A 25,013-nucleotide genomic window follows, 5' to 3' on the forward strand; every position below is an offset into this window, starting at 1 on the left:
CATGAGTGAAATGACCGCTGTCGTCGCCCGCGGTGGCGCCCTTGTCGAGACCCGCCTTCCTGTTCCCGAGCCGGGGCCGCGTGATCTGCTCGTGCGGATCGAGGCCGTGTCGGTGAATCCTGTCGACACGAAAGTGCGCGCCGATGCAGACGACGAGGTCCTCGGCTTCGACGCGGCCGGTGCGGTCGTCGCGGTCGGATCCGAGGTCACGCGCTTCTCCGTCGGCGACGAGGTGTATTACGCCGGCGACATCACTCGCCCGGGCTCGAATGCCGAGTTCCAGGCCGTCGATGAGCGGCTCGTGGGCCACAAGCCGGCGAGCCTGTCATTCACGGATGCCGCAGCGCTGCCGCTGACGACGATCACGGCGTGGGAGACACTGTTCGACCACCTCGGCGCGACTGCCGACTCGGAAGGCGAGCTGCTCATCGTCGGCGCGCCGGGCGGTGTCGGATCGATGCTGACCCAGCTCGCCCGCACCCGGACCCGGCTGCATGTGATCGGCACGGCGGGCCGCGCGGAGTCCGGCGAGTGGGTGCGCGCGATGGGTGCCCACGACACCGTCGACCATCACGAGCTCGTGCCGGCCGTCAAGCGGCTCGCTCCGAACGGGGTCGATTGGCTGTTCACGTCATATTCTGCGGGCCAGATCCCGTCCTTCGCCGAGGTGCTGCGCCCCTTCGGGCACATCGTCGCCATCGACGACGAGCACGACGACGTCTACCCGCTGAAGGCCAAGAGCATCACCTGGCACTGGGAGTTCATGTTCGCCCGCTCGAGCCACGGCTACGAGCTCGAGACGCAGGGCGCGCTGCTCGACGACGTCGCGCAGCTGGTGGACGCCGGGACGCTGCGCACCACCGCCACCCGTCGTCTCGACGGCATCACCGCCGAGACCCTCACCGAGGCCCACCGTCTCGTCGAAAGCGGTGGCACCATCGGAAAGGTCGTCCTCAGCCGCTGAGCGCGGCGGTCCCAGGCTGATGCCGGGGTGCGGTGACCTGGCGCGCCGAACCACGAAACCGCCACCACCCTCTTGAGCGATCGACGTCAGCGCATCGCGCCCAGCCGCCGCCCCAACTCCGCGGCGAACGGACGCAGTCGCTCGGCCACGTCGCGCCGCGTGGCTGGGTCGCGCGCCTCGCTCGGAAAGCTCGTTGCGATCGCCGCCTGCGGCCAGCCCTCGCGGTCGAGCACCGCGATCGCCACAGACGAGATTCCCGGCGTCACGTCGCTCTCCTCGAATCCGTAGCCGAGTTCGCGCACCCGGCCCAGCACCGCTCGCAGCTCGCGGTAGGTGCGCGGCCCCACCCCGGTCCGGCGCTCGAGCGCGCGGTCTTCGGCATACAGTGCACGCACGTGCGCGGCAGGCGCGGCACCGAGCAGCGATCGCCCGGTGGCCGTGAGGTGACCGGGCAGGCGCACCCCGACATCCGTCACCAGGGTCGGCCGATGGGTCGCGCGTTCCTCGACCAGGTAGAGCACGTCGCGGCCGTGCAGCACCGCGAGGTGTGTGCTCTCGCCGAGCCGGTCAGTGAGGGTGGCGAGCAGCGGGGCGCCGAGCCGGGTGATCGGCTCCTGCCGCAAGTAGGCGGAGCTGAGTTCGAACGCGCCGACGCCGAGCCCGTACTTGCGGTCCTCGGGGAAGTGCACGACGAGGCCCCGGGACTGCAGCGACGCGAGGAACTGGTACACGCTCGATCGCGGCAGTGCGAGATCGCGCGCGATCACGGCCGCGGCGACGGGCCCGCTCTGCGTAGCCAGAAAGCCGAGCACGTCGAGAACGCGGTCTGCCGCGGGCGAGAGAGCGCGGCGAGCGGATGCCTGCACCACGACCCCCTCTCGTATCGACCTCGTTGCGCGTCCGATATCTCAGACAGATTCTGCCAGAAGTGCCGTCGGCGAGCACCCGGGGCAGAGTCGAATCGAAGCATGCACTCGACATCGGCACAGGCATCCGTTCACGATGACGTGTTCACTGTTTCGGGCGAGGGTCTGGACTTCGATGCCCTCGTCAGCGTGGCGCGGGAGGGCGCGCGCATCCGTCTCGATGACGACGCGCTCGTTCGCGTGGCGGAGACGCGCGAGGCGATCGACGCGCTGGCCGCCGACGTCGTGCCGCACTACGGCGTCTCGACCGGCTTCGGCGCGCTCGCGTCGAAGTTCATCCCGGCCGACCAGCGCGCGCAGCTGCAGGCGTCGCTGATCCGCTCGCACGCCGCCGGCTCGGGTGACGCCGTCGAGACCGAGGTCGTGCGCGCCATGATGCTGCTGCGCCTGCGGACGCTGCTGACAGCCCGCACCGGGGTGCGCCCCGAAGTCGTGCGCCTCTACGCCGATCTGCTCAACGCCGGCATCACGCCGGTGGTTCACGAGTACGGCTCACTCGGCTGCTCGGGCGACCTCGCGCCGCTGTCGCACGTCGCGCTCGCCCTGATGGGCGAGGGGCAGGTCGTCGACCGCGAGGGTATACGGCGCCCCACGGCCGAGGCGCTCGCCGCCGCCGGACTCGAGCCCGTCACGCTGCGTGAGAAGGAGGGCCTCGCGCTCGTCAACGGCACCGACGGCATGCTGGGCCAGCTGATCATGGCGATCACCGACCTGCGTGCGCTGCTCGACACCGCCGACCTCGCCGCCGCCATGAGCGTCGAGGCGCTGCTCGGCACCGACCGCGTCTTCGCCGCCGACCTGCAGCGGCTGCGGCCGCACGCCGGCCAGCAGGTGTCGGCGGCTCAGATCGCGGGCGCACTCGCCGGCTCGCCGCTCGTCGCGAGCCACGCCGGTCCCGACGACCCGCGGGTGCAGGACGCCTACTCGCTCCGCTGCGCCCCGCAGGTGCACGGCGCTGCCCGCGACACCGTCGACCACGCCACTCGCGTCGCCGAGGTCGAGGCGATGTCGGCCATCGACAACCCCGTCGTGACGCCCGACGGCCGCGTCGAATCCAACGGCAACTTCCACGGCGCCCCGGTCGCCTACGTGCTCGACTTCCTCGCCATCGCCGTCGCCGACGTCGCCAGCGTCTCCGAGCGCCGCACCGACCGCATGCTCGACCCGGCGCGCAGCCACGGTCTGCCCCCGTTCCTGGCGGCGAACCCCGGCGTCGACTCCGGCCTCATGATCGCGCAGTACACCGCGGCGGGCATCGTGTCCGAGCTCAAGCGGCTTGCGGCACCGGCATCCGTCGACTCGATTCCGTCCTCGGCCATGCAGGAGGACCACGTCTCGATGGGCTGGGCCGCCGCGCGCAAGCTGCGGCGAGCGATCGACGGGCTCACCCGCGTCGTGTCCATCGAGATCCTGACCGCGGCCCGCGCGCTCGAGTTCCGCGCGCCGCTCGAGTCAAGCCCGACGATCACGACCGCGCGTGCGGCGATCCGCGAGGTCGTCGCCGAGGTCGGCCCTGACCGGTTCCTTGCGCCCGAGATCGAGAGCGTGGTCGGGCTGACCAGGAACGGCGTGTTCGCGCAGCTCGCGCAGCAGTAGCCGCGCTGCCTGACGGCAATGTGACGAATTCGAGAACTGTCTCGTATCCGAGACAGTGATGGCACGGCCTCGCCCCCGGCGGCAAGGCCGCCCCCGTTTCATGGGTCTATGCCGAAACTGGGAATCGAGCAGCGCTCGATCGACTTCGTCCCGCACGCCGAGCGCCACGGCTCGGCCCGCAGTCTGTTCGCCGTGTGGTTCGCCCCGAATATGCAGATCACCACGGTCGTCACGGGCAGCCTTGCGGTGCTCGTCGGTCTGTCCCTGCCCTGGGCGCTCCTCGCGATCGTCGTCGGCAACCTGTTCGGCGCGACGATCATGGCGCTGCACTCGGCGCAGGGGCCGAAGCTCGGCATCCCGCAGATGATCCAGAGCCGCGCGCAGTTCGGCGTCTACGGCGCGACCCTGCCGCTGATTCTCGTGCTGCTGATGTACATCGGCTTCTTCGCGAGCAGCGCGGTGCTCGGCGGTCAGGCGCTCGAGTCGTGGCTCGGGTGGCCGATCGTCCCCGCCATCATCGTCACGAGCGCCGTGTGCACGATCGTGGCGATCGTCGGCTACCAGCTCATCCACGTCATGGAGCGCATCATCAGCGTCATCGCCGCGCTCGCCTTCATCTACCTCTCGGTGCGGCTGCTGCAGGCGCCCGGCGTGGGTTCGACGTGGCACGCGGGCCACTTCCACTTCGGCATCTTCCTGCTGGTCGTCGCCATCGCGAGCACCTGGCAGATCACCTACGCGCCTTACGTCGCGGACTACTCGCGCTACCTGCCGGCGGACACCCCGATGAGCGGTCCCTTCTGGTGGACCTACTGGGGCTCGGCGATCGGCTCGATCTGGATGATGGCGTTCGGCTCGCTCGCCGCATCGATCGCGGTGAAGACCTTCGGCGCGACGCCGGTCGCGTACGTCGTCGATCTCGCCCCCGGCCCCGTGCGCTGGCTGTTCTACATCGTGCTGCTGCTCGGCGTCTTCGCCGTCAACACGATGAACCTCTACGGCGCGTTCATGTCGGCGACGACGACGCTCGCCGCGATCTTCCCGATGAAGCTGGGCGCCGCGGCGCGCACCGTCTTCGTACTCGCGGTCGCGGTCGTCAGCACGGGCGTCGCCATCCTCGGCTACGGCAACTTCGTCGCCAACTTCGAGAACTTCATCCTGTTCCTCGCGTACTTCCTCATCCCGTGGACGGCGATCAACCTCGCCGACTTCTACTTCGTCCGTCGCGAGCGCTACGACATCCCGTCGATCTTCGAGAGGAACGGCCTCTATGGCCGGTGGAACGGTCGCGCGCTGCTCGCTTACGCGATCGGCATCGTCGTCGAGGTGCCGTTCGTCAGCTCGACCTTCTTCACCGGGTGGCTCGTGAGCCACCTGGGCGGCGCCGACATCTCGTGGATCCTCGGGCTGATCGTCGCCGGCGGCGTCTACTTGCTGCTTTCCGGCCCGATCGTGCGGCGTGAGAACGCGTGGTTCGCGCAGCGTCAGGCGACGCCGGCGAGCGCCGAGAGCGTCGGCTGATCAGCGCGAAGCGCGAGAGCGGATGCCTCGGCGCCACGTCGCCCGTGTGAGCGGCACCCCCGGCCGATAGGGGAGGTGCGTCACCGACGGGGCGTCGAGCAGCTGCAGGTCGGCGAAGCCACCGACGCGCAGCGTGCCCGCGGCATCCGTGCCCGTGCTCAGCCCCAGCGCCTGCGCACCGCCTGTCGTCGCAGCCGCGAGCGCTTCCTCGAGGCTCAGCCCGTGCTGCAGCACCGCGGTCGCGACGCAGAACTGCATCGACGTCGTGAACGAGGTGCCGGGGTTGCAGTTCGACGCGATCGCGAGTGTCACGCCGGCATCTGCGAGGCGGCGCGCCGGCGCGAGCCGCTCGCGCGTCGACAGGTCGGCCCCGGGCAGGATCGTCGCGACCGTCGACGACGAGGCGAGCGCCTCGACGTCGGCGTCGGACAGGTGGTTCACGTGGTCGACGCTGGCCGCGCCGAGCTCGACTGCGAGTGCCACGCCCCCGGACTCGCCGAGCTGGTTGCCGTGCACCTTGAGGCCGAGGCCGGCGGCGCGACCGGCGAGCAGAACCTCGCGGGATTCGTCCGGGTCGAACGCGCCCGTCTCGCAGAACACGTCGATGAAGCGCGCGTACGGGGCGACCGCGGCGAGCATCGGGCCGGTGACGAGGTCGAGGTAGTCGCGGCGGTCGACGCCGGCCGGCACGAGGTGCGCACCGAGATAGGTGACGACGTCGGCCACCTCGGCCGACACGCGCGCGAGACGCGTCTCGCTCTCGACGTCGAGGCCGTAACCGGTCTTGGCCTCGAGGGTCGTCGTGCCGCCGTCCTCGGCCTCAGCTCGCAGGCGGCGCCCGTGCGCCAGCAGCTGCTCGTCCGACGCTGCGCGTGTCGCATCGACGGTCGTCATGATGCCGCCCGCGGCGTAGGGTCGGCCGGCCATACGTTCGGCGAACTCGGCCGAGCGGTCGCCCGCGAAGACCAAGTGGGTGTGCGAGTCGACCCAGCCGGGCAGCAGAGCGCGGCCCCCTGCCGAAACGGATGCGTCGGCGGCCGGCGCGCGGGATGCCGGGCCGATCCATGCCACCCGGGCGCCCTCGATGACGAGCGCCGCGTCGTGCAGCGTGCCGAGCTCAGGGTCTTGCGTCGTGAGTTCGCCGATGTCGGTGATCAGTTCTGAGGACACGTGCATAGTCTTTCCTGTGCGAATCCGGGCGACACCGATTCGGCTGCGGGTGGCCGTCGGGGCGGTGTGTCGCCGCGCGATTCACCGAATCGGTGTCGCGCGGCGGGGTCGTTACCGTGCCAGCCGGCGTAGCGACTGGTCGAGCAGCTCGGCCGGCCGGCGATCGTCGGCGAGGTGTCCGTTCCGGGCGACGACGCGGCCGCCGACCACGACGGTCGTGACGTCGGCGGCGGTGGCGGCGAGGGCGAGCTGGGCGAGTTCCGAACCGGCCGTGCGCGCCGACTCCGAGTCGACCTCGATCAGATCCGCCAGGCCCCCGACGGCGAGGCCGCCGGCCAGGCCGAGCGCGCGATAGCCGCCCGTCGATCGCGCGGCGTCGAGCTGCGCCGGGGTGAATCGGCCTCGGGCGTGCGTGCGCAGCCGTTCGCCGCCCTCGAGCGCCCGCACCTCGAGGAACGGGTCGATGACCGCGTTCTGATCGCTGCCGAGGGCGAGGGTCGCGCCCGCATCGGCGAGCGCCCGCGCGGGCCCGATGCCGTCGCCGAGGTCGGCCTCGGTCGTGGGGCAGAAGACTGCCGTGACGCCCGCATCACCCAGCCGGCGGACGTCGTCGGCCACCAGATGCGTGGCATGCACGACCGACAGACGCGGGGTCAGGGCACCGGCCTCGGCCAGCAGTTGCGTCGGCGTGCGCCCGTAGCGCGCCAGCGCATGCTCGTTCTCCGCCTGCTGCTCGGACAGATGGATGTGCAGCGGCACCTCGGCGGGCAGCAACGCCGCGACGCGGGCGATGTCCTCAGGCGCCAGGGCGCGCACCGAGTGCATCGCCGCGCCGATCGTGACCGTGTCGCCGCCGAGCTCGGCGAGCGCATGCCAGCGCTCGAGCCACGCATCGACGGTGCCGTCGCCGAATCGGCGCTGGGCGGGTTCGAGCGGCTTGTCGATACCGCCCGCGAGATAGCACGTGTCGAGGAGCGTGAGACGGATGCCCGCACTCCGGGCCGCCGCGATGAGCGCCGCGCCGATGGCGTTGGGGTCGTCGTACGGCGTGCCGTCGGGCCGGTGGTGCACGTAGTGGAACTCGGCGACGGCGGTCCAGCCGGCGGCGACCATCTCGGCGAACGTCGCCTCGGCGAGGGCGAAGTACGATTCGGGGTCGAGGGCGGCGGCCACGCGGTACATCTCCCGCCGCCAGACCCAGAAGTCACCGCCCTGGTCGTGCGTGCGGCCGCGCAGGGCCCGGTGGAAGGCGTGCGAGTGGGCGTTGCCGCTGCCGGCGAGGACCGTGCCGAGCCGCAGCGCATCGTCCGGCGCGCTGGCATCGGGGGTGATGCGAGCGATGCGGCCTTCGGCGTCGATGTCGATCAGCACGTCGGAGAGTTCGGCGCCCATGACGAGTGCACGGCGCGCGTGGATCGACCGAAAGGCGCCCGCTGCGCTCATCGTTCGCCACCCAGCTGGGACCGCAGCACGGCCTCGAGCGCGTCGACACCGGCGGCGCAGTCGGCGGCTTCGGCGAACTCCTCAGGCGCGTGCGAGATGCCGGTCGGGTTGCGCACGAACAGCATGGCCGTGGGCACGGATGCCGCGAGCACGCCCGCGTCGTGTCCCGCGCCGCTCGCCAGCGCGGGGACGCCCCCGAGCGCGCCCGACAGTGCCGTGCTCACGCCGGTGTCGAAGCGCACGCCGCCGGTCCACGACTCCTCCACGAGCTCGGCCGTGCAACCCTGATCAGCAGCGCACTGCTCCGCGAGCTCGCCGATCGCGGCAACGAGTGCGCGAGTGGTGTCGTCGCATTCGGCGCGCGCGTCGAGCATGACGTCGACGCTGCTCGCGATGACGTTCACGCCGCCGGGGGTCGCCGTGACGCGCCCGACGGTCGCACGCGAGCCGGGGTACGCGGCCGCGACGCCGGGAATTCCGGCGACGAGCGCCGACGCCGCGACCATCGGGTCCCGGCGATCCGACATCAGGGTCGCGCCCGCATGGTTGCCCTGGCCGTGGAAGGTGAGTCGCCAGCGACCGTGCCCGAGAATGCTCGCGGCGAGGCCGACGGGCGCGTCGCGGTGGATTAGGCCGCGACCCTGCTCGACGTGCAGCTCGACGAAGAGGCCGATGCGTCCGAGCGCCTCATCGTCGCGGCCGAGGTGGGCCAGGTCGAGGCCGGCACCGGCCGCGACCTCAGCGAGCGTGCGGCCAGAGGCATCCGTCAACCCACGCGCGCGCTCGGGCGACAGCTGCCCGGCCACGAGCTTCGAGCCAAGGCATGCGAAGCCGAAGCGTGAGCCCTCTTCTTCCGCGAACACGACGACGGCGACGGGGCGGTCGGGTCGGACCCCGCCGCGGACCAGCCGCTCGACCGCGTCGAGCGCGCTGACGACGCCGAGCGGCCCGTCGAACGCGCCACCGCCGGGGACCGAGTCGAGGTGCGAGCCGGTGACGAGCGCATTCGGGCCGGGCGCGCCCCACCAGGCCCAGAGGTTGCCGTTGCGGTCTCGCTCGACGCCGAGGCCGATACGGGTCGCGCGCTCGACGAACCACTCGCGAAGCTCGCGGTCGGCGTCGTCGAAGAGGTGTCGCGAGTATCCGCCGCGCTTCCGGTCGCGACCGATGTCGGCGATCTCAGCGAGGCCCGCGAGGCTCGTCGCCCCGGAGTCGGCCACGTCACTCCTCCAGCATGGGCACGCGCAGACCGCGCTCGCGCGCGACCTCGGCGGCGTGCTCGTACCCTGCGTCGACATGCCGCATGACGCCCGTGCCGGGGTCGTTCGTGAGCACGCGCTCGAGCTTCTCGGCCGCGAGCTCGGTGCCGTCGGCGACGATCACCTGCCCCGCGTGGATCGAGCGGCCGATGCCGACGCCGCCGCCGTGGTGGATCGACACCCAGGTCGCCCCGCTCGCCGTGTTGAGCAGCGCATTGAGCAGCGGCCAGTCGGCGATCGCGTCGGAGCCGTCCTTCATCGCCTCGGTCTCGCGGTAGGGGGAGGCGACCGAGCCCGAGTCGAGGTGGTCGCGGCCGATGACGATCGGTGCCTTGACGCGCCCCGACGCGACCAGCTCGTTGAACTTGAGGCCGGCGAGGTGACGCTCCTTGTAGCCGAGCCAGCAGATCCGGGCGGGCAGGCCTTCGAAGTGCACCTTGTCCTGCGCCTTGGTGAGCCAGCGCTTCAGGGACTCGTTCTCGGGGAAGAGCTCCATGATCGCGCGGTCGGTCTCGTAGATGTCCTCGGGGTCGCCGGAGAGCGCGACCCAGCGGAACGGCCCCATGCCCTCTTCGAACAGCGGGCGGATGTACGCGGGCACGAAGCCGGGAAAAGCGAACGCGTTCTCGAAGCCGCCGAGCAGCGCGCCCTGGCGCAGCGAGTTGCCGTAGTCGAAGACCTCGGCGCCCTTCTCCTGGAAGCCGACCATCGCGGCGACGTGCTTCGCCATCGACTGCTGCGCCTTCTCGGTGAACCCGGCCGGGTCGGCTGCTGCGGCCGCCTTCCACTCCTCGACCGAGATGCCCTCGGGCAGGTAGGCGAGCGGATCGTGCGCGCTGGTCTGGTCGGTGACGATGTCGATACGGATGTCTGAGCGCTCCAGGAACTCGGGAACGAGCGTCGCCGTGTTCCCGACGAGGCCGATCGAGAGCGGGGTCGAGGAGGCCTTCGCCGCGTTGGCGCGCGCGACAGCGTCGTCGATGTCGGTCGCGAGCTCGTCGAGGTAGCCGTGATCGATGCGGCGCTGCAGCCGGGTGACATCGACGTCGATGACGATCACGACGCCCTCGTTCAGCGTGACGGCGAGGGGCTGCGCACCGCCCATTCCGCCGCAGCCGCCGGTGAGGGTGATCGTGCCGGCGAGGCTCGCGTCGCCGTGCTCGTCGAGGCGGCCGTCGCGCGCCGCGATCTTGCGCGCGATGGCGGCGAAGCACTCGTAGGTGCCCTGCAGGATGCCCTGCGTGCCGATGTAGATCCACGATCCGGCCGTCATCTGGCCGTACATGGTGAGACCGAGTGCCTCGAGCCGGCGGAACTCGGGCCAGGTCGCCCAGTCGCCGACGAGGTTCGAGTTGGCGATGAGCACGCGCGGCGCCCACTCGTTCGTGCGGAAGACGCCGACGGGCTTGCCCGACTGCACGAGCAGCGTCTCGTCGGCCTCGAGGTCGCGCAGGGTGCGCACGATCGCGTCGAACGCCTCCCAGCTGCGTGCAGCGCGGCCCGTGCCGCCGTAGACGACGAGGTCTTCCGGGCGCTCGGCGACCTCGGGGTCGAGGTTGTTCATGATCATGCGCAGCGGCGCTTCGGTCTGCCAGCTCTTCGCGGTGATCTCGGAGCCACGCGGGGCGCGAACGGAGCGGACGGCGGGGTCGGCGGTGCTCATGAGGCCATTCCAGCCCGTCGGCGGCGCATCCGACATCCGATCTCGCTCACGGCAGTCTCGGATATGAGACATTTAACTGGCCCGCAACCCGTGGAGCGGCCCACACCCCTTCGAACGGCATCTCCCGTGCAGAGCACCCCACCCCCAGCCGCGAATCACACGCTCGAGATCCTGAGCTACCTCGCCGCGCAGCGTGGACCCGTGCAGGCCGCCGTCATCGCCTCGGCGCTCGGGCTGCCGCGGTCGTCGACCTACCGCATCCTGTCGGCGCTCGTCGAGCACGGCTACGCACTGCACTACCCCGAGCGACAGCGCTACGGCCTCGGCTACGCGGCGGCCGCGCTGGGCTCCGGATTCTCCCGTCAGGAGCCGCTCACGCGCCTCGGCGCGCCCGTGCTCGCCACGCTGGTTGCGCGCGTAGGCGAGACCGCTCACCTCACGGTGCTGCACGGCACCGACGTGATCTACCTCGTCGAGGAGCGCGCGAAGCACCGGCCGCCGCTCGTCACCGGCGTGGGCGTGCGGCTGCCGAGCTACTCGACGGCGAGCGGCCGTGCACTGCTGGCGTCACTGCCGAGCACGCAGCTGCACGCGCTGTTCTCGGGCTCCGACGCGTTCGACGGCGCACTGCCCGGGTACTCGTTCTCGCGGCTGAGCCGAGAGCTCAAGCAGGTGACGCGCGATGGCTACGCCGCGGAGGACGGCGAGGTGACGCCGGGGTTCGCCTCCGTCTCGGTGGCGATCCGCGACCACGCCGGCTGGCCGGCCGCCGGCATCACCCTCACCTACCGCCGCGACGACGTCGACGAGGCGGCGCGCGCGACCATGATCGAGGCGCTCACTCGGCACGCGGCCGAGCTGTCGCGGCGCATCCGCGGCTCGATGCAGCAGCACGCGTAGAGTCGGGCGGTTCGCGCTACAGCTACGGCTCGGCGCGCCTCCCGCGGCTGTCGCGCGGGCCCGCAGCTGTAGCGCGATCAGAGCCCCGGCGGCCGACCGGGCATGCTGGGCGTATGAGCAGCACCCTTCGCATCGTGCGGTTCGCCGACTCGCCGCCGTCTCGCTGGGCGAACGGTCTCGGCGAGACTGTCGAGCTCTGGCGGACGCCGGACGGCCCTGACTTCGAGCTGCGGATCAGCATCGCGACCGTCGACTCGGACGCCGGGTTCTCACCGCTGCCGGGCACAGAGCGCGCCCTGATGCCACTCGCACCCGCGGGGCTCACCCTTGACATCGACGGGGTGCGCACGCCGGTGGCCCGCTACGAGGTGGTGCACTTCGCCGGCGAAGCGGATGTCCGCGCGATCGACGTGGCCGCCCCCGGTCTCGACCTGAATCTGATGGTCCGGCGCGGCACGGGACAGCCGGTGCTACGGGCGCTTCGGGTCGACGGCTCGTATACGGATGCCCCGTTCGCGGTCGTCGTCCTCGACGGCAGCCTCACCGCCGACGGCACCCCGCTCGCGTTCGGCGACTGCGTGATCGGCACCGGCACCGGCACCGGCACCGGCACCGGCACCGGCACCGACCTCACCCTCACAGGCTCGGGTCTTGTCGCCGAGATCCGGTGGGAGTAGTCGCTCGCCTTCCGCACCGCCCTCAGTCCAGAACCGAGAGCGGCAGGTGCGCCGAGACGACGTAGTTCGGCAGGTCGACGATCTCCGAGATCTTGAGGTCGCCCGCGACGCTCGCCAGCACGTATGCCTCGACCGGCGCGAGGCGCGACCGCGCCACGATCTCGTCGATCAGGCCGCGCGTGGCATCGCGCGCCGCGGCCTCGAGGCTGGGCCCGATTCCTGTCGCGGCGATCGTGGCGCCTACGCGGTCGCTCGCCGGGTGAGTCGTGAACCGCGGAAAGGCGGGTGAAGCACCCGGGACCACCTGGATGCGCAGGCGAGTGCGTGCGTTGGTCTCGACCCCGGTGCCGCAGACCTCGCCGTCGCCCATGGCCGCGTGGGCGTCGCCGACCGAGAGCAGCGCTCCCTCGACCCCGACTGGCAGGGTGAGTGTCGCGCCCGCCGTGAGGTGCCGGATGTCGAGGTTGCCCCCGAACCGTCGCGGCGGAATGACGGAGTGCTGCCCCGCTTCCGGCAGCTCGACGCCGATCGTGCCGATCATCGAAACGGCCGGCAGCTCGACGCCGAACGGCAGCCGTACCACGCCGCCCACGATGCGGGACACGGCGAGGTACGGCTCGGGGAAGTCGGCCGCGAGCAGCCCGAACCCGGGCAGCACGCCGCTCCACCCCCATTCGTCGACGTCGAGCTCGAGGAACGAGATGACGAGGGCGTCGCCCGGGCGGGCGCCGTCGACACGGATTGGACCGGTGACGGGGTTGAGCCGAGTCCCATCCAAGGCGAGCAGATCGGATGCCTCGGACGACGGCGCGAGCTGGCCGCCCGACGCCTCGAGCAGGTCGAGCTCGATCTCGCCGCCGGGCGCGATGGTCGCCCGCGGCTCGATCGAGTTGTCCCACCCGAGGTGGATGTCGCCCCTCGAAAGGTGCACCCTCACCGCCCGATCGCGTAGGCGATCCGGCGCGGGTCGGCACCACCGCGCAGCACACCGCGCTTTGCATCGCGATAGATCGCGTTGATCGATCCAGCCGTGCCGGCCCAGTCCGGCCACTCGTAGACGTCGTGGCCGAGAGCCCGCAGCCCCTCGGCGACGCCCGGTTCGAAGCGGCCCTCGATCTGCGTGAAGCCGGGCGTATACGGGTGCGGGTCCGTCGAGCGCGGGAAACTGTACGTCGCGACGCGCGGCGCCTCGATCGCGGCCTGCACGTTCATTCCGAAGTCGATGAAGTTGACGAGGAACTGCACCATGGCCTGCGGCTGAACGTCGTTGCCGGGCGAGCCGTACGGCATCGCGAGCTTGCCGTCCTTGAGCACCATGCCCGGGCTCGGCGTGAGGCGCGGCCGCTTGTAGGGCGTGACGAAGAACGGATGCTCGGGGTCGAGCCACGACTGCGAGCCGCGCCCGGAGACGCTGAATCCGAGGCCGGGCACCACAGGGCCCGTCACGATGCCGTCGGACGGAGTGGCCGAGAATGCGTTGCCCTCGGCATCGACCACGCACAGGTAGCTCGTGTCGGGCCAGCTCGGGCCCTCTTTCGCGGTCGGCGGCGTCCATGGCCGGTGATCGGGCGTGAGCGACGAGAACGGCCAGGGGTCGCCCGGCTCGGGCATGCCGGGCTGCGCCTCGGTCGCCGAGAGGCGATCACGCCACAGACCGCCGTATTCCTTATTAAGGAGCCCGTCCATCGGCACGCGGGTGAAGTGCGGGTCGCCGAAGTACCGCTCGCGATCAGCGAAGGCCGCCTTGAGCGCTTCGAGCTCGAGGTGAATCAGCTCGACAGACCCCGGCTCGAGCGCCGAGAGGTCCCAGCCCTCGAGGATGTTCAGCGTCATCGGCACGACAGCGCCCTGGCACCACGTGTCGCAGGCATAGACCTGGTAGCCGTGGTAGTCGATCGAGACACCCGGCTCGACCTCGACGTGGAACTTCGCGAGATCGTCCATCGAGAGCCAGCCGCCCTCTTCTTGAATGAACGCGACCATCATCTCGGCGATGTCGCCCGTGTAGAAGCGATCGCGCGCCGCGCGGATGCCGTCTTCGCGGCTGCCCTCGCATGCCGACTCCGCCTCGACGAGCTTGCGCAGCGTGCGGCCGAGGTCGCGCTGCACGATGCGATCGCCGACCTGCGGGAACTCGCCGCCGGGCGCGAAGATGTCGCGGGTCGACGGCCACTTGAGCACCTGCTCGCGCCAGTGCCCGTTCTTGAAGCTGTCGTCCATCACCGTGTGCAGCGGGAAACCGTCCTCGCACAGTTCGATCGCGGGCGCAGCGACTTCGGCGAGCGTCATGGTGCCGTACCGCTCGAGCACCGTGAGCCAGGCATCCGCTGCCGCCGGCATCACCACGTCGAGAATGCCGCCGGTGATGCGGCCGCCCGTCTCGCGCCCGAACGCGCTGATGTCGACCTTCTCGGGCCACCAACCGAGCCCGCTGATCGTCTCGACGACACCGCGTTTGGCGTCGTAGATCGCGATCGGGGCGACGCCGCCGAGGTTCGTCATGTCGGCCTGCACGACGTTGATGCACAGCGCGGCGGCGACACCCGCGTCGAAGGCGTTGCCGCCCGCGTCGAGAATACGGATGCCTGCGGCGGAGGCGAGATAGTGGCCGGCCGAGACGACGTATTTCGTCCCGAGCACCTCGGGGCGGGTGGTCTGCGGAACCCAAACCGGGTCGATGCTCATAGTTCCTTCTCTCCTTTGTCGTGCGGGTGAAGGCGGAGCGACGCGATGTCGCCGTCCACCTCGGTCGGGGCGAATCGGGTGAAGTGGCATGCCGCCGTGTGGTCGGCGGAGTCGCCGACGTCGAGCAGCATCGGGTCGTCGGTGGCGCAGATCTCGGGGTTACCGAGCGCGGCTCGCAGCGGACACCGGCTGCTGAAGCGGCAGCCTTCCGGGCGTGAGAACGGGCTCGGCGGTTCACCCTCCAGCACGATGCGCTCCCGTGAGCGCTCGATCTCGGGAACCGGGATCGGCGCGGCCGAGAGCAGCGCTTGCGTGTACGGGTGCGACGGATGCTCGTAGATGCTCACCCGGTCGCCGTACTCGACGATGCGGCCCGAGTACATCACCGCGACGCGGTCGGCGAGGTGCCGCACGACGGCGAGGTCGTGCGAGATCACGATCATCGTGAGGCGCCGAGTGCGCTGCAGATCCTGCAGCAGGTTGACGACCTGCGCCTGAATCGAGACGTCGAGGGCGGCGACCGGCTCGTCGGCGATGATCAGCGCCGGCTCGAGGATCAACGCGCGCGCGATGCCGACGCGCTGCCGCTGGCCACCGGAGAGCTCATGGGCATACGAGTCGATGAGCGTCGGGACGAGTCCGACGTCGCGCATCGCGCCGAGCACGCGTTCGCGATGGCGGCGCAGGCTCCCGCCGTGGTGGATGGTCAGCGGCTCAGCGATGATCTCGCCGATCGTCATGCGCGGATCGAGCGACGCGTACGGGTCCTGGAAGATCATCTGCATACGAGAGCGCAGCTTCCGCAGAGCGCGGGACCCCATCGTCGTGAGGTCCATCCCGTCGAACCCGATCTCACCGCCCGACGCGGGGATGAGCCCGAGCATCGCCTTGCCGACAGTCGACTTGCCGGAGCCGGACTCGCCGACGATGCACAGCACGTCGCCCTCGCCGACCGCGAGGTCGACCCCGTCGACGGCGAGGAGGCGTTGGCCGCGCCGCGCTCGATAGCTCACGTGCAGGTGGCGCACGTCCATCAGCAGCCCGTCGCTCACGCCAGCTCACCCGCCTTCTCCTCGATCAGCCAGCCCGTGCCGTCGCCCGGCACGAGCCCCCAGCAACGCACCTCGTGCGGCACATCCGCTTCGGCGGCCTGGACGAGCGGCGGCAGCTCGGCATCGCAGAGCTCGCGATGGAACCGGCAGCGGGTCGCGAACCGGCACCCCGGCGGGCGCCGCCGCGGATTCGGCGGCTCACCCGGAATAGTCGAGAGACGGTCGGAGCGGTCCTCGTCGAGACGGGGCGTCGAACCCAGCAGGCCGACCGTGTACGGCACCATCGGGTGGTTCAGCAGTTCAGAGGTCGACGCGCGCTCGACGACCTGCCCCGCGTACATGACCTGCACCACGTCGCCGATGCGCGCGACGACGGCGAGGTTGTGGGTGATGAAGATCACCGCGACCCCGCGCTCTTTCGAGAGATGCGCCAGCAGTTCGAGGATCTGCGCCTGCACGGTCACGTCGAGGGCGGTCGTGATCTCATCGGCCAGGATGATGTCGGGCTCGCACGCGAGCGCCATCGCGATCATCACGCGCTGGCGCATGCCGCCGGAGAGCTGATGCGGGTATGCGTCGACCCGGGCCCGCGCGTCCGGCAGCCCCACTTGCGCGAGCAGCTCGGCCGCGCGTTCGCGGCGGTCGGCGCGCGTGCCGATGCCGTGCGAGCGCATCGTCTCGATGATCTGCGCCCCGACGGTCATCGAGGGGTTCAGTGCGGTCATCGGGTCCTGGTAGATCATTGCGATCCGGTTGCCGCGGACCTTCTGCAGTTCCCCGCGCCGCAGTTTCAGCACGTCTTTGCCGTCGAACACGATCGAGCCGGTGACCGTGCTGTTGTGCTGCGGCAGCAGCCGCATGATCGCGAGCGCGGTCACCGACTTCCCCGAGCCGGATTCGCCCACGAGTGCGAGGGTCTGGCCCGGCGCGAGCTCGAACGACACGTCCTCGACCGCCTTCACGGCGTCCGGCCCTGAGCCGAAGGTGACGCTGAGGTGCTCGACTTCGAGTACGGGCATGGTTGTCCTTTCCGACGCGGCCATCAGCGGTTCCGCAGTCGAGGGTCGAGCGCCTTCTGCATGCCGTCGCCGAGGAAGTTGATCGAGACGATGGTGAGGAGAATGGTGGCCGCGGGCGGCACCCACATCCACGGCTGGCCGGCGAGCACGCCGAGCGACTGGGCGTCGCTGAGCATGTTGCCCCAGCTCGGGGTCGGGGGCCGCACGCCGAGGCCGAGGAACGAGAGCGACGCCTCGATCAGGATCACGTTCGCGACGCCGAAGACGGCGTTGACGACGATCACGCCGACCGTCGACGGCAGGATGTGCTTCACGATGATGCGCAGGTCGCTCGCCCCGAGCGATCTGGCGGCGACGACATAATCCGCATCGCGCTGCGCGATCGCGATGCTGCGCACGAGGCGGCAGATCGTCGTCCACAGGATGCAGCCGAGCAAGACGATGAGCGACCAGATCCCGCTGCCGAGCACGGCGCCGGCGACGACCGCGAGCACGATGACCGGGAAGGAGAGCACAACGTCGGTGACGCGGCTGATGATGGCATCGAGCCAGCCGCCGAAGAATCCGGCAAGCGCCCCGAGCGGCACGCCGATCACGAGCGATACGACGACCGCACCCACACCGATGAGCAGGGAGGCACGGCCCGCGTAGAGCAGCCGGCTCAGAACGTCGCGCCCCTGCAGGTCGGTGCCGAGCAGGTGCCCATGCCCGGGCGCCGCGTGGGCGAGGTTCAGGTTGATCGCGTCGGGGTTGAACGGCGCGATCACCCCGGCGAACAGGGTCGCCAGAACGATGATGATGACGACGACCGCGCCGAAGACGGCGGTGGGGTTGCGCAGCAGGCTGCGGAGCACGGCGCTGCCCGACCTCCTCGAACGCGTGGTCGCCGGCACGGCCGTGACGGCTTCGATCGTGTTGCTAGTCATCGCGCACCTTCGGGTTGAGCAGCGTGTAGCAGATGTCGGCGATCAGGTTTCCGATCACCACGAGGATCGAGAAGACGAGGCTGAGGCCGAGCAGCGTCGGGTAGTCCCTGGCGAGCACCGAGTTGACGGCGAGCTGCCCCATGCCGGGCCACTGGAACACGACCTCGACGACGACTGCGCCGCCGAAGAGGCTCGGCAATGACAGACCCGCGAGCGTCACGAGCGGCGTGAGCGCGTTGCGCAGCGCATGCCGCACGACGACACGGGTCGCGCTGAGCCCCTTGCCGTTCGCCGTGCGGATGAAGTCCTCGGTGAGCACCTCGAGCATGCTCGCGCGCGTGTACCTCGTCACGATCGCGAGGTCGAAGATCGCGAGCGACACGACGGGCAGAACGAGGTGCTGCAGCAACCCGCCGCTGCCCGTCGTGCCGAGCGTCGTCATTCCGCTCGCCGGCAGCCAGTGCAGCTTGAGCGCAAACACGTAGATGAGCAACAGCCCCAGCACGAAGCTCGGAATCGAGATTCCGAGGACCCCGACGACCGAGCTCGCCGCGTCGATCCGGCCGTAGGGCCGTAACGCCGCGATGACGCCGATGGCGATGCCGACGACGTAGGCGAGCACGAGTGCGGTGCCGGCGAGCAGCAGCGTCGCCGGAAGGCGCTCGAGGATGTCCTGCACCACCGGCCGGTCGTTCTCGTACGAGAACCCGAGATTGCCGTGCACCGCGTTCCACAGCCAGGTCAGGTACTGCAGGGGCAGCGGCCGGTCGAGCCCGAGCCGCGCGGCCATCTGCTTCCTGACCGCCGGGCCGGCCTCGGGGTCGACGAGCGAGTTGAGGGGGCTTCCTGGCGCCGCGTTCACGAGGATGAAGTTCAGAACGGTCGCACCGATGACGACGGGAACCCCGATGGCGAGGCGGCGCAGGATTCGTCGTAGCAACACCTACGCGCTACCCCACTTCGCCGCCTGAAGCCACGCCCCACCGCGCTGCGGCACGACGTTCGTCACCTTGGCGGTGTCAACGGCGGCGATCGAGTCGCGGTACCAGAGCATCACGGTCGGCACCTCCTGGCTGATCAGCTGCTGGATCTGGTCGGTGAGCGGCTTCTGGTCGGAGAAGGCCGACTTGGTGACCGCTTGGGCCATCAACTGGTCGAGCTGAGGGTTGCTGTAGCCGCCCGAGTTGACGCCCGTCTTCCAGGCGGCGGTCGAGAAGCGACGGCTGACGTCGAGATTGTTGACGCCGACGTTCGCCAGGATCGTCAGGTCGAAGTTGTGCTGCTGGTTGGCGCGCGAGATCGCCGTGTTGTTGTCGACCTGCTGGATCTGCACGTTCATGCCGATGGTCTTCAGCTGCTGCTGAATGATGACGGATGCCTGCGTCACGGTCGTGTCACCCGTCGGCACGATGAAGTTCACCGTCTTGGACGCGTCCCAGCCCGCATCGGAGAGGAGCTGCTTCGCCTTCTTGACGTTCTGGGTGTACTTCGTGATGACCTTCGCGTCGTAGTACTTCGAGAACGGCGGGTACACCGAGTCGGCGACGATGCCGTCGCCGTCGAGCACGGTCTTGATCATGCCCTTGCGGTCGAGCGCGTAGATCACGGCCTGACGCACACGCTTGTCCGAGAACAGGGTGTGCTCGTTCATGTACAGCGTCTGGCAGGTGCTGTTCTGATACTTGACGACCTTGATCGCACTGTTCGACGAGAGCGTCTCGACATCGCTCGGCGCGATCTCGGCGACCGACTCGGCCGGAATCACGTCGACTTCGCCGGCGAGGATCGCGGTGACGCCGTTCGTCTCGGTCATGCTCTTGACGACGAGCTTCGCGAGGCCGACGGTGCCGCCCCAGAAGTGCGGGTTGCGCGCCATCTCCATGTCGTCGTCGCCCGACCGGCTCGTCATGTAGAACGGGCCGATGGTGACGTTCGGCGCCTGGGCGAACGTGCCCGTGTTGAGGTCGGTCGGCGCGATCTTCGAGACGATGTGGGCCGGCAGTGGCTGGAACTGGGTGCCGAACAGGTCGAGGAATGAGGCGTTCGGTGCCGAGAGCGTCACGGTGAAGGTCGTGTCGTCGACTTTCTTGTAGCCGATCGTCGCGCTCTTGCCCGCTTTGCGGTCGCTCGTGCCGGCGATCGGGCTCACGTAGGTGATCCAGTTGGTCGTCGTCTGCGGGTCGGTCATCGCGGTGATGGCCGCTTCGATGTCGTCCGCGGTGAACGGCGTGCCGTCCGACCATTTGACGCCCTTGCGCAGGTCGAAGGTGTACTGCGTGCCGTCGCTCGACACGGTGTACTTGCTCGCGAGCGAAGGAATGAAGTCCATCTTCTCGTCGTAGGCCAGCAGGCTCGACCCGAAGCACTGGGTGACCGCCCGCGCGTTGCCGTTGTTGGTGAGGTTCGGCATCAGGCACGGACCGATGCTGCCGAAGATCGCCATCGTCGCGGTGCCGGTTCCGGCCTTGACCGCCCCCGCGCTGGCGCTGCTCGTGGAGGCCGACCCGCCGCCGGAGGTGCACGCGGCGAGGACGAAAGCGGTCGCGGCGCCGAAGGCGCCCACGCCGGCCGCGCGCAGAACGGACCGGCGCGTCATGGTGTGGCGGATCAGGAGCGACGGGCAGTCGCTCCGACCACAGTCGGGGCATAGCTGAGCAGTCATGGCTTCTCCTCGGTGATGCGAAAACGCCCTGGGGTTGGGGGTGATACCTCTCAGTCGGGCGACTTGTGCGAATCGACCGACCGCTGTTGAATTTGGATCGTATACCGACGGCGGATGTTCGTATACCATCGCGATAAGGTTGTATACAATCTTGTAACATGAGCGTCTAGCTCCCGCCGACGTTCCGCGCATACCGAGCACGCGTCGAAGAACCCCGCGTCGTGCACAGCACCAGGAGAGTGAGGCCATGTGACCCCGCCGATCAATGACGGTGAAGCGCGCACGACGCCGCTCGCCATCGCTCAGGTGCTGCGCGCTCGGATCATCGGTGGGAATTACGCTCCTGGTGAGCAGCTCGTCGAGGACCGCCTCGCCAAGCACTTCGGCGTCTCGCGAATCCCGGTGCGGGAGGCATTGCGGATGCTTGAGGCAGAGGGCTTCGTCGACCTCGTGCCCTACCGCGGGGCATTCGTCGCCGAAGTAGACCGCGATGCGGCCGACCACACCCTCGAGATCCGCGCCGGACTCGAACCGATCGCCGCTCGTCGCGCCGCGGTCTATCGCACCGAAGAGAACCTCGATGTACTGCGCGACGCGCTGTCCCGTGGCGAGCACGCGACGGAGAAACAGCAGTTCGAGCTGCTGCCGTCACTCAATTCGGTCTTCCACTCCGAGCTGTGGAGCGCGAGCGCGAATGGTGAGCTCAAGAACCTGCTCGACCAGCTCAACTTCAAGATCGCGTGGGTCTACTCGCTCAATGTCCGCCGCAATGCGACGGAGTCGTGGCAGGGCCATCGCAGGATCCTCGACGCGGTCGAGGCCGGCGACGACCTCGGGGCCGAAGCCGCGATGCGAACGCACATCGACAACGCGATCGAAGTCCACCGCCGCTACCCGCACCGCTGACCGAGCGCCCCGGAATCGACCCCAGAGGAGAGCAGATGTTCACGACACGCCCCGAGCTGAGCGGCACATTCGGCATGGTCGCGTCCACCCACTGGCTCGCCTCGGCGGCCGGCATGGCGATCCTCGAGCGAGGCGGAAACGCCGCCGACGCAGCTGTCGCCGCCGGTTTCGTCCTGCAGGTCGTCGAGCCACATCTGAATGGGCTCGGCGGTGACGCGAACATCATGGCGAGCGCCGGGAGCGGGCCGGTGCGCGTGTTCTGCGGGCAGGGGGTGACGCCGGCCACGGCAACGCTCGACTCGTACCTCGCGCTCGGACTCGACCTCGTGCCCGGCACCGGCCCCCTCGCCGCGACCGTCCCGGGCGCCTTCGGCGCGTGGCTGCTTCTGCTCCGCGAGCAGGGCACGCTCAGTCTCCGTGACGTGCTCGAAGCGGCCATCGGCTACGCCGAGAACGGCTACCCCCTTGTTCCCAATATCGTGAACACCATCGCATCGGTCGAGGAGTTGTTTCGCACCGAGTGGCCCACGTCGGCGCAGACCTACCTCGCCGGTGGCCTTCCCAAGCCCGGGCAGCGCTTCACGAATCCGGCCCTCGCCACGACGTACCGCCGCATCCTCGCCGAAGCCGAAGCCCCGGGACGCGACCGAGAGGCGCAGATCGACGCCGCCCTCGATGCCTTCTACCGTGGCTTCGTCGCCGAAGAGATCGCGGCGTTCGTGAGCGCGAACGAGCTCATGGACAGCTCGGGCAACCGCCATCGGGGCTTTCTGACCGCCGACGATCTCGCCCAGTGGCAGCCGACCGTCGAGGCACCGCTCACCGTCGCCCACGACGGCATCGAGGTGCACAAGGCCGGCCCGTGGTCGCAGGGGCCGGTGCTGCTGCAGCAGCTCGCGCTGGTCGACCACCTCGGCATCGGCGGTATGGCCCATCTCAGTGCCGACTGGATCCACACGATCACCGAGGCGGCGAAACTCGCCTTCGCCGACCGCGAGGCCTGGTACGGCGACCCGGATGCCGGCGATGTGCCGATCGAGGCTCTGCTGAGCCCCGGCTACACGAGTGAACGCGCGTCGTTGATCGGTGACACCGCCTCGCTCGAGCTGCGGCCGGGGTCGCCGGGCGGCCGCACCCCCGTTCTCCCCACCCGCGGCGCAGTAGCCGCCGCCCCCGTCGACGCTCGCGGAACGGGCGAGCCGACTGTGCGCGGCAACGGCCTGACCTCAGGTGACACGTGCCACGTCGACGTCGTCGACAAGAACGGCATGCTGGTCTCGGCGACGCCGAGCGGCGGCTGGCTGCAGAGCTCGCCCGTCATCCCGTCGCTCGGGCTCAGCCTCGGCACGCGCGCACAGATGCTGTGGCTCGAACCGGGACTGCCGGCGAGCATGGCACCGGGGGTTCGCCCGAGGACCACCCTCACCCCGAGCATCGCCTCGATCGACGGCACGCCGTTCTTCGCGTTCGGCACACCGGGCGGCGACCAGCAGGATCAGTGGTCGCTCAGCTTCCTCCTTGCCTACCTCCATGGCGAGCGCAACCTGCAGGCCGCGATCGACGCGCCGATGTTCCACACGACCCACTTCCCGAGCTCGTTCTATCCCCGTGCCGCGCACCCGGGCCACATCGTGGTCGAGGACCGGGTCGACGCCGGGGTGTTGCGCGAGCTCGAGGCGCGTGGCCATGTCGTCGACGTCGCGCCGGCGTGGTCGCAAGGGCGACTGTCCGGCGTGCTGCGCGATCCGGTGAGCGGATTCCTGAAGGCCGGAGCCAACCCGCGGGGCATGCAGGGGTACGCGGTCGGCCGCTAGTGCCGGCGCCCCGCGCATCCGTTATCGAAACTGAAGGAGCACAGAAATGCCAGAGTTCTCAGTCGCCGTCATCGGATCGGGAATCGCGGGAGCGAGCACGGCCTTCGCTCTCGCCCGGCGCGGGGTCGCCGTGACCGTCATCGACGCCGGCCACGTCGGCCAGGCGACCGCGGCGAGCGCAGGCATCATTCAGCCGTGGTCGAGCGCCGTCGAGGGCGACTACTACTCGGTGTACGCCGCCGGGGCCGGGTTCTACCCCGACTTGCTGGAATTGCTGGCCGGCGTCGGCATCACTCACACCGACTACCGCAAGACCGGTGCGCTCGTCGTCAACGCCGACGAGGCGAAGCTCGAGGCGACCTATCGACGCGTGCTCGATCGGGCGCAGACCGCCGGCCCCGTGGTCGGCGACGTCGAGCGCATCTCCAACGCCGAGGCGCGCAAGCTCTTCCCTGCGCTCGCGGAGGGCCTTGACGCCGTCTACATCTCGGGCGGCGGCCGGGTCGACGGGCGCACGATGCGCGACGCGCTGCTGGCTGCAGCCGAGAAGCTCGGCGCGACGCGGGTGAGCGGCGATGTCTCGCTGGCGCTGCGCGCGGGCCGCGTGTCGGCCTTCGTCGACGGGGCGCCCGTGCAGGCCGACACCGTAGTGGTCGCCGCGGGGGCGTGGAGCAACGAGGTGCTCTCCGCCGTCGGCGCGGGGGTGCCGGTCGCACCCCAGCGCGGACAGATCACGCACCTGCGCCTCGAGGGCGTCGACACGACGCAGTGGCCGACGGTGCACCCGATCTCGCACCACTACATCGTCGCGTTCGACGAATCCCGCATCGCGGTCGGTGCTACGCGCGAGGTCGGCAGCGGCTTCGACCCGCGCGTGACGGCGGCCGGGCAGATGCAGGTGCTGGAGGATGCCCTGCGCATCGTGCCGGGTCTTGCCGACGCGACACTGATCGAGACGCGGGTCGGCCTGCGGCCGCTGCCCGATGGTCAGCTGCCGATCGTGGGCCCGATTCCCGGGCTCGACGGCACCTACGTCGCGACCGGCTATGGCGCGGGCGGCCTCACCATGGGTCCGCTGCTCGGTGACGCCGTCGCGCGCTCGATCGTCGGCGAGGCCGCACCTGAGCTCGAGCTGACTCCAGTCGCGGCGCGAGAGGGCACCGCGACAGCCGGCATCGAGGTGAGCTAGCGGCTACGCCCGGCCCACTTCGGCACACCCACTCTCGCGCAGGGCTCAGCAGCTCAGCAGCCCTGCAGCTCAGGAATCCGTCATCTCGCCCGAATCGAGGTGATCGCGCAGTCGCGCGGTCTGCAGCGCGATCTCCGCGAGCTGGGCCGGCGTGAACGCGTCGATGAACAGCTCGCGGACCGCCTTGAGGTGCGGCACGGAGCCGTGCCGGAACGCGGCCGCGCCGGCTTCCGTGAGCACGACCTCGGCGCCGCGACTGTCGCTGGCGCAGGGGTCGCGGCGGATGAGGTCACGCCGCTCCATGCGCCCGAGGTGGTGCGAGAGGCGCGAGCGCTCCCACCCGACCCGATCGGCGAGCTCGGATGAGCGCACCCGGTGCTCGTCGGCCTCGCTCAGCGCGAGCAGCACGGCGTAGTCGCCCATCGAGAGCGACGACTCGTCTTGCATGCGCGAGGCGAGCCGGGTGCGCAGCGCTTCCGCGGTCTCGATGTAGTCGCGCCAGACGGCGAGCTCGTCCTTCGTCAGCGTCGTGCGTCGCGTCGTTGCCACCTCGACACCTCCTGTGATTGACATGTCAATATTAACGGCACATCATTGACATGTCAATTAACGCGGGTGATGCCGCGAGGAAAGGTCGTGCA

At 70.0% G+C, this 25,013-nt stretch carries 21 protein-coding genes; 8 read left to right on the forward strand and 13 right to left on the reverse strand.

Going from position 1 to position 25,013, the window contains the following annotated elements:
* Nucleotide 1 precedes the first annotated feature (1 nt).
* Nucleotides 2-964 carry a zinc-binding alcohol dehydrogenase family protein gene (locus ACFOYW_RS10505; protein WP_390228882.1) on the forward strand — a complete coding sequence of 321 codons (963 nt, stop codon included), beginning with the start codon at nucleotides 2-4 and terminating at the stop codon, nucleotides 962-964.
* An 86-nt stretch (nucleotides 965-1,050) separates the two neighbouring features.
* Here ACFOYW_RS10505 and ACFOYW_RS10510 read toward each other — a convergent pair whose 3' ends face one another.
* On the reverse strand, nucleotides 1,051-1,833 hold the full coding sequence (locus ACFOYW_RS10510) for an IclR family transcriptional regulator (protein WP_390228883.1): 783 nt from the start codon (nucleotides 1,831-1,833) through the stop codon (nucleotides 1,051-1,053).
* Nucleotides 1,834-1,932: 99 nt separating this feature from the next.
* Between ACFOYW_RS10510 and hutH the strand changes: the two genes are divergently transcribed.
* Complete coding sequence (gene hutH / locus ACFOYW_RS10515; protein ID WP_390228884.1) at nucleotides 1,933-3,486, forward strand: histidine ammonia-lyase; 1,554 nt, start codon at nucleotides 1,933-1,935, stop codon at nucleotides 3,484-3,486.
* Between the two features lie 108 nt (nucleotides 3,487-3,594).
* Nucleotides 3,595-5,007 carry a purine-cytosine permease family protein gene (locus ACFOYW_RS10520; protein ID WP_390228885.1) on the forward strand — a complete coding sequence of 471 codons (1,413 nt, stop codon included), beginning with the start codon at nucleotides 3,595-3,597 and terminating at the stop codon, nucleotides 5,005-5,007.
* Here ACFOYW_RS10520 and hutI read toward each other — a convergent pair whose 3' ends face one another.
* From hutI to hutU, 4 genes are all read right to left on the reverse strand, one after another.
* Complete coding sequence (gene hutI / locus ACFOYW_RS10525) at nucleotides 5,008-6,177, reverse strand: imidazolonepropionase (RefSeq protein WP_390228886.1); 1,170 nt, start codon at nucleotides 6,175-6,177, stop codon at nucleotides 5,008-5,010.
* Nucleotides 6,178-6,288: 111 nt separating this feature from the next.
* Entirely contained in the window at nucleotides 6,289-7,620 is a 1,332-nt protein-coding gene (locus ACFOYW_RS10530; protein WP_390228887.1) for a formimidoylglutamate deiminase, read from the reverse strand.
* A complete protein-coding gene (locus ACFOYW_RS10535; RefSeq protein WP_390228888.1) occupies nucleotides 7,617-8,840 on the reverse strand; it encodes an allantoate amidohydrolase in 1,224 nt (407 codons plus the stop codon). The genes ACFOYW_RS10530 and ACFOYW_RS10535 overlap by 4 nt, the downstream gene beginning before the upstream one ends.
* A gap of 1 nt (nucleotide 8,841) precedes the next feature.
* Complete coding sequence (gene hutU / locus ACFOYW_RS10540; RefSeq protein ID WP_390228889.1) at nucleotides 8,842-10,542, reverse strand: urocanate hydratase; 1,701 nt, start codon at nucleotides 10,540-10,542, stop codon at nucleotides 8,842-8,844.
* Between the two features lie 126 nt (nucleotides 10,543-10,668).
* Here hutU and ACFOYW_RS10545 point away from each other — a divergent pair, with 126 nt between their 5' ends.
* Nucleotides 10,669-11,442, forward strand: coding sequence for an IclR family transcriptional regulator (locus ACFOYW_RS10545; protein WP_390228890.1), 774 nt, complete (start codon nucleotides 10,669-10,671; stop codon nucleotides 11,440-11,442).
* A gap of 113 nt (nucleotides 11,443-11,555) precedes the next feature.
* Entirely contained in the window at nucleotides 11,556-12,119 is a 564-nt protein-coding gene (locus ACFOYW_RS10550; RefSeq protein WP_390228891.1) for a HutD/Ves family protein, read from the forward strand.
* Between the two features lie 22 nt (nucleotides 12,120-12,141).
* On the opposite strand, the gene ACFOYW_RS10555 is transcribed toward ACFOYW_RS10550, so the two are convergent.
* The 7 genes from ACFOYW_RS10555 to ACFOYW_RS10585 are packed head-to-tail and all read right to left on the reverse strand — an operon-like array spanning nucleotide 12,142 to nucleotide 20,463.
* Complete coding sequence (locus tag ACFOYW_RS10555) at nucleotides 12,142-13,056, reverse strand: acetamidase/formamidase family protein (RefSeq protein WP_390228892.1); 915 nt, start codon at nucleotides 13,054-13,056, stop codon at nucleotides 12,142-12,144.
* A complete protein-coding gene (locus tag ACFOYW_RS10560) occupies nucleotides 13,053-14,804 on the reverse strand; it encodes a gamma-glutamyltransferase family protein (RefSeq protein ID WP_390228893.1) in 1,752 nt (583 codons plus the stop codon). The genes ACFOYW_RS10555 and ACFOYW_RS10560 overlap by 4 nt, the downstream gene beginning before the upstream one ends.
* Nucleotides 14,801-15,856, reverse strand: coding sequence for an ABC transporter ATP-binding protein (locus ACFOYW_RS10565; RefSeq protein WP_390228894.1), 1,056 nt, complete (start codon nucleotides 15,854-15,856; stop codon nucleotides 14,801-14,803). The genes ACFOYW_RS10560 and ACFOYW_RS10565 overlap by 4 nt, the downstream gene beginning before the upstream one ends.
* Nucleotides 15,853-16,875: an ABC transporter ATP-binding protein gene (locus tag ACFOYW_RS10570; RefSeq protein WP_390228895.1), complete on the reverse strand. Its 1,023-nt coding sequence runs from the start codon at nucleotides 16,873-16,875 to the stop codon at nucleotides 15,853-15,855. Before ACFOYW_RS10570 ends, ACFOYW_RS10565 begins: the two co-directional genes overlap by 4 nt.
* 23 nt (nucleotides 16,876-16,898) lie before the next feature.
* Nucleotides 16,899-17,801 carry an ABC transporter permease gene (locus ACFOYW_RS10575; RefSeq protein ID WP_390228896.1) on the reverse strand — a complete coding sequence of 301 codons (903 nt, stop codon included), beginning with the start codon at nucleotides 17,799-17,801 and terminating at the stop codon, nucleotides 16,899-16,901.
* A complete protein-coding gene (locus ACFOYW_RS10580; protein WP_390228897.1) occupies nucleotides 17,794-18,744 on the reverse strand; it encodes an ABC transporter permease in 951 nt (316 codons plus the stop codon). Before ACFOYW_RS10580 ends, ACFOYW_RS10575 begins: the two co-directional genes overlap by 8 nt.
* Nucleotides 18,745-20,463 (reverse strand): ABC transporter substrate-binding protein, encoded by a 1,719-nt coding sequence (locus ACFOYW_RS10585; RefSeq protein ID WP_390228898.1) that lies wholly within the window; start codon nucleotides 20,461-20,463, stop codon nucleotides 18,745-18,747.
* Between the two features lie 249 nt (nucleotides 20,464-20,712).
* Between ACFOYW_RS10585 and ACFOYW_RS10590 the strand changes: the two genes are divergently transcribed.
* The 3 genes from ACFOYW_RS10590 to ACFOYW_RS10600 are packed head-to-tail and all read left to right on the forward strand — an operon-like array spanning nucleotide 20,713 to nucleotide 24,372.
* Nucleotides 20,713-21,369: a GntR family transcriptional regulator gene (locus ACFOYW_RS10590; protein ID WP_390228899.1), complete on the forward strand. Its 657-nt coding sequence runs from the start codon at nucleotides 20,713-20,715 to the stop codon at nucleotides 21,367-21,369.
* Nucleotides 21,370-21,404: 35 nt separating this feature from the next.
* The gene (locus ACFOYW_RS10595; protein ID WP_390228900.1) at nucleotides 21,405-23,183 is read left to right on the forward strand and encodes a gamma-glutamyltransferase family protein; all 1,779 of its coding nucleotides are present in this window, start codon (nucleotides 21,405-21,407) and stop codon (nucleotides 23,181-23,183) included.
* 46 nt (nucleotides 23,184-23,229) lie between these two features.
* On the forward strand, nucleotides 23,230-24,372 hold the full coding sequence (locus ACFOYW_RS10600) for an NAD(P)/FAD-dependent oxidoreductase (protein ID WP_390228901.1): 1,143 nt from the start codon (nucleotides 23,230-23,232) through the stop codon (nucleotides 24,370-24,372).
* A gap of 69 nt (nucleotides 24,373-24,441) precedes the next feature.
* Here ACFOYW_RS10600 and ACFOYW_RS10605 read toward each other — a convergent pair whose 3' ends face one another.
* The gene (locus ACFOYW_RS10605; RefSeq protein ID WP_390228902.1) at nucleotides 24,442-24,945 is read right to left on the reverse strand and encodes a MarR family winged helix-turn-helix transcriptional regulator; all 504 of its coding nucleotides are present in this window, start codon (nucleotides 24,943-24,945) and stop codon (nucleotides 24,442-24,444) included.
* Nucleotides 24,946-25,013 lie beyond the last annotated feature (68 nt).

The sequence above is a fragment of the Gryllotalpicola reticulitermitis genome, assembly GCF_042651345.1.
In the GTDB taxonomy this organism is placed as follows: domain Bacteria; phylum Actinomycetota; class Actinomycetes; order Actinomycetales; family Microbacteriaceae; genus Gryllotalpicola; species Gryllotalpicola reticulitermitis.

Excerpts from the sequence above, each read along its gene's own strand:
- ACFOYW_RS10505 (WP_390228882.1), top strand. The coding sequence starts at position 2 with ATGAGTGAAATGACCGCTGTCGTCGCCCGCGGTGGCGCCCTTGTCGAG.
- hutH (WP_390228884.1), top strand. The coding sequence starts at position 1,933 with ATGCACTCGACATCGGCACAGGCATCCGTTCACGATGACGTGTTCACT.
- ACFOYW_RS10520 (WP_390228885.1), top strand. The coding sequence starts at position 3,595 with ATGCCGAAACTGGGAATCGAGCAGCGCTCGATCGACTTCGTCCCGCAC.
- ACFOYW_RS10530 (WP_390228887.1), bottom strand. The coding sequence starts at position 7,620 with ATGAGCGCAGCGGGCGCCTTTCGGTCGATCCACGCGCGCCGTGCACTC.
- hutU (WP_390228889.1), bottom strand. The coding sequence starts at position 10,542 with ATGAGCACCGCCGACCCCGCCGTCCGCTCCGTTCGCGCCCCGCGTGGC.
- ACFOYW_RS10550 (WP_390228891.1), top strand. The coding sequence starts at position 11,556 with ATGAGCAGCACCCTTCGCATCGTGCGGTTCGCCGACTCGCCGCCGTCT.
- ACFOYW_RS10560 (WP_390228893.1), bottom strand. The coding sequence starts at position 14,804 with ATGAGCATCGACCCGGTTTGGGTTCCGCAGACCACCCGCCCCGAGGTG.
- ACFOYW_RS10570 (WP_390228895.1), bottom strand. The coding sequence starts at position 16,875 with ATGCCCGTACTCGAAGTCGAGCACCTCAGCGTCACCTTCGGCTCAGGG.
- ACFOYW_RS10575 (WP_390228896.1), bottom strand. The coding sequence starts at position 17,801 with ATGACTAGCAACACGATCGAAGCCGTCACGGCCGTGCCGGCGACCACG.
- ACFOYW_RS10585 (WP_390228898.1), bottom strand. The coding sequence starts at position 20,463 with ATGACTGCTCAGCTATGCCCCGACTGTGGTCGGAGCGACTGCCCGTCG.
- ACFOYW_RS10595 (WP_390228900.1), top strand. The coding sequence starts at position 21,405 with ATGTTCACGACACGCCCCGAGCTGAGCGGCACATTCGGCATGGTCGCG.
- ACFOYW_RS10600 (WP_390228901.1), top strand. The coding sequence starts at position 23,230 with ATGCCAGAGTTCTCAGTCGCCGTCATCGGATCGGGAATCGCGGGAGCG.
- ACFOYW_RS10605 (WP_390228902.1), bottom strand. The coding sequence starts at position 24,945 with ATGTCAATCACAGGAGGTGTCGAGGTGGCAACGACGCGACGCACGACG.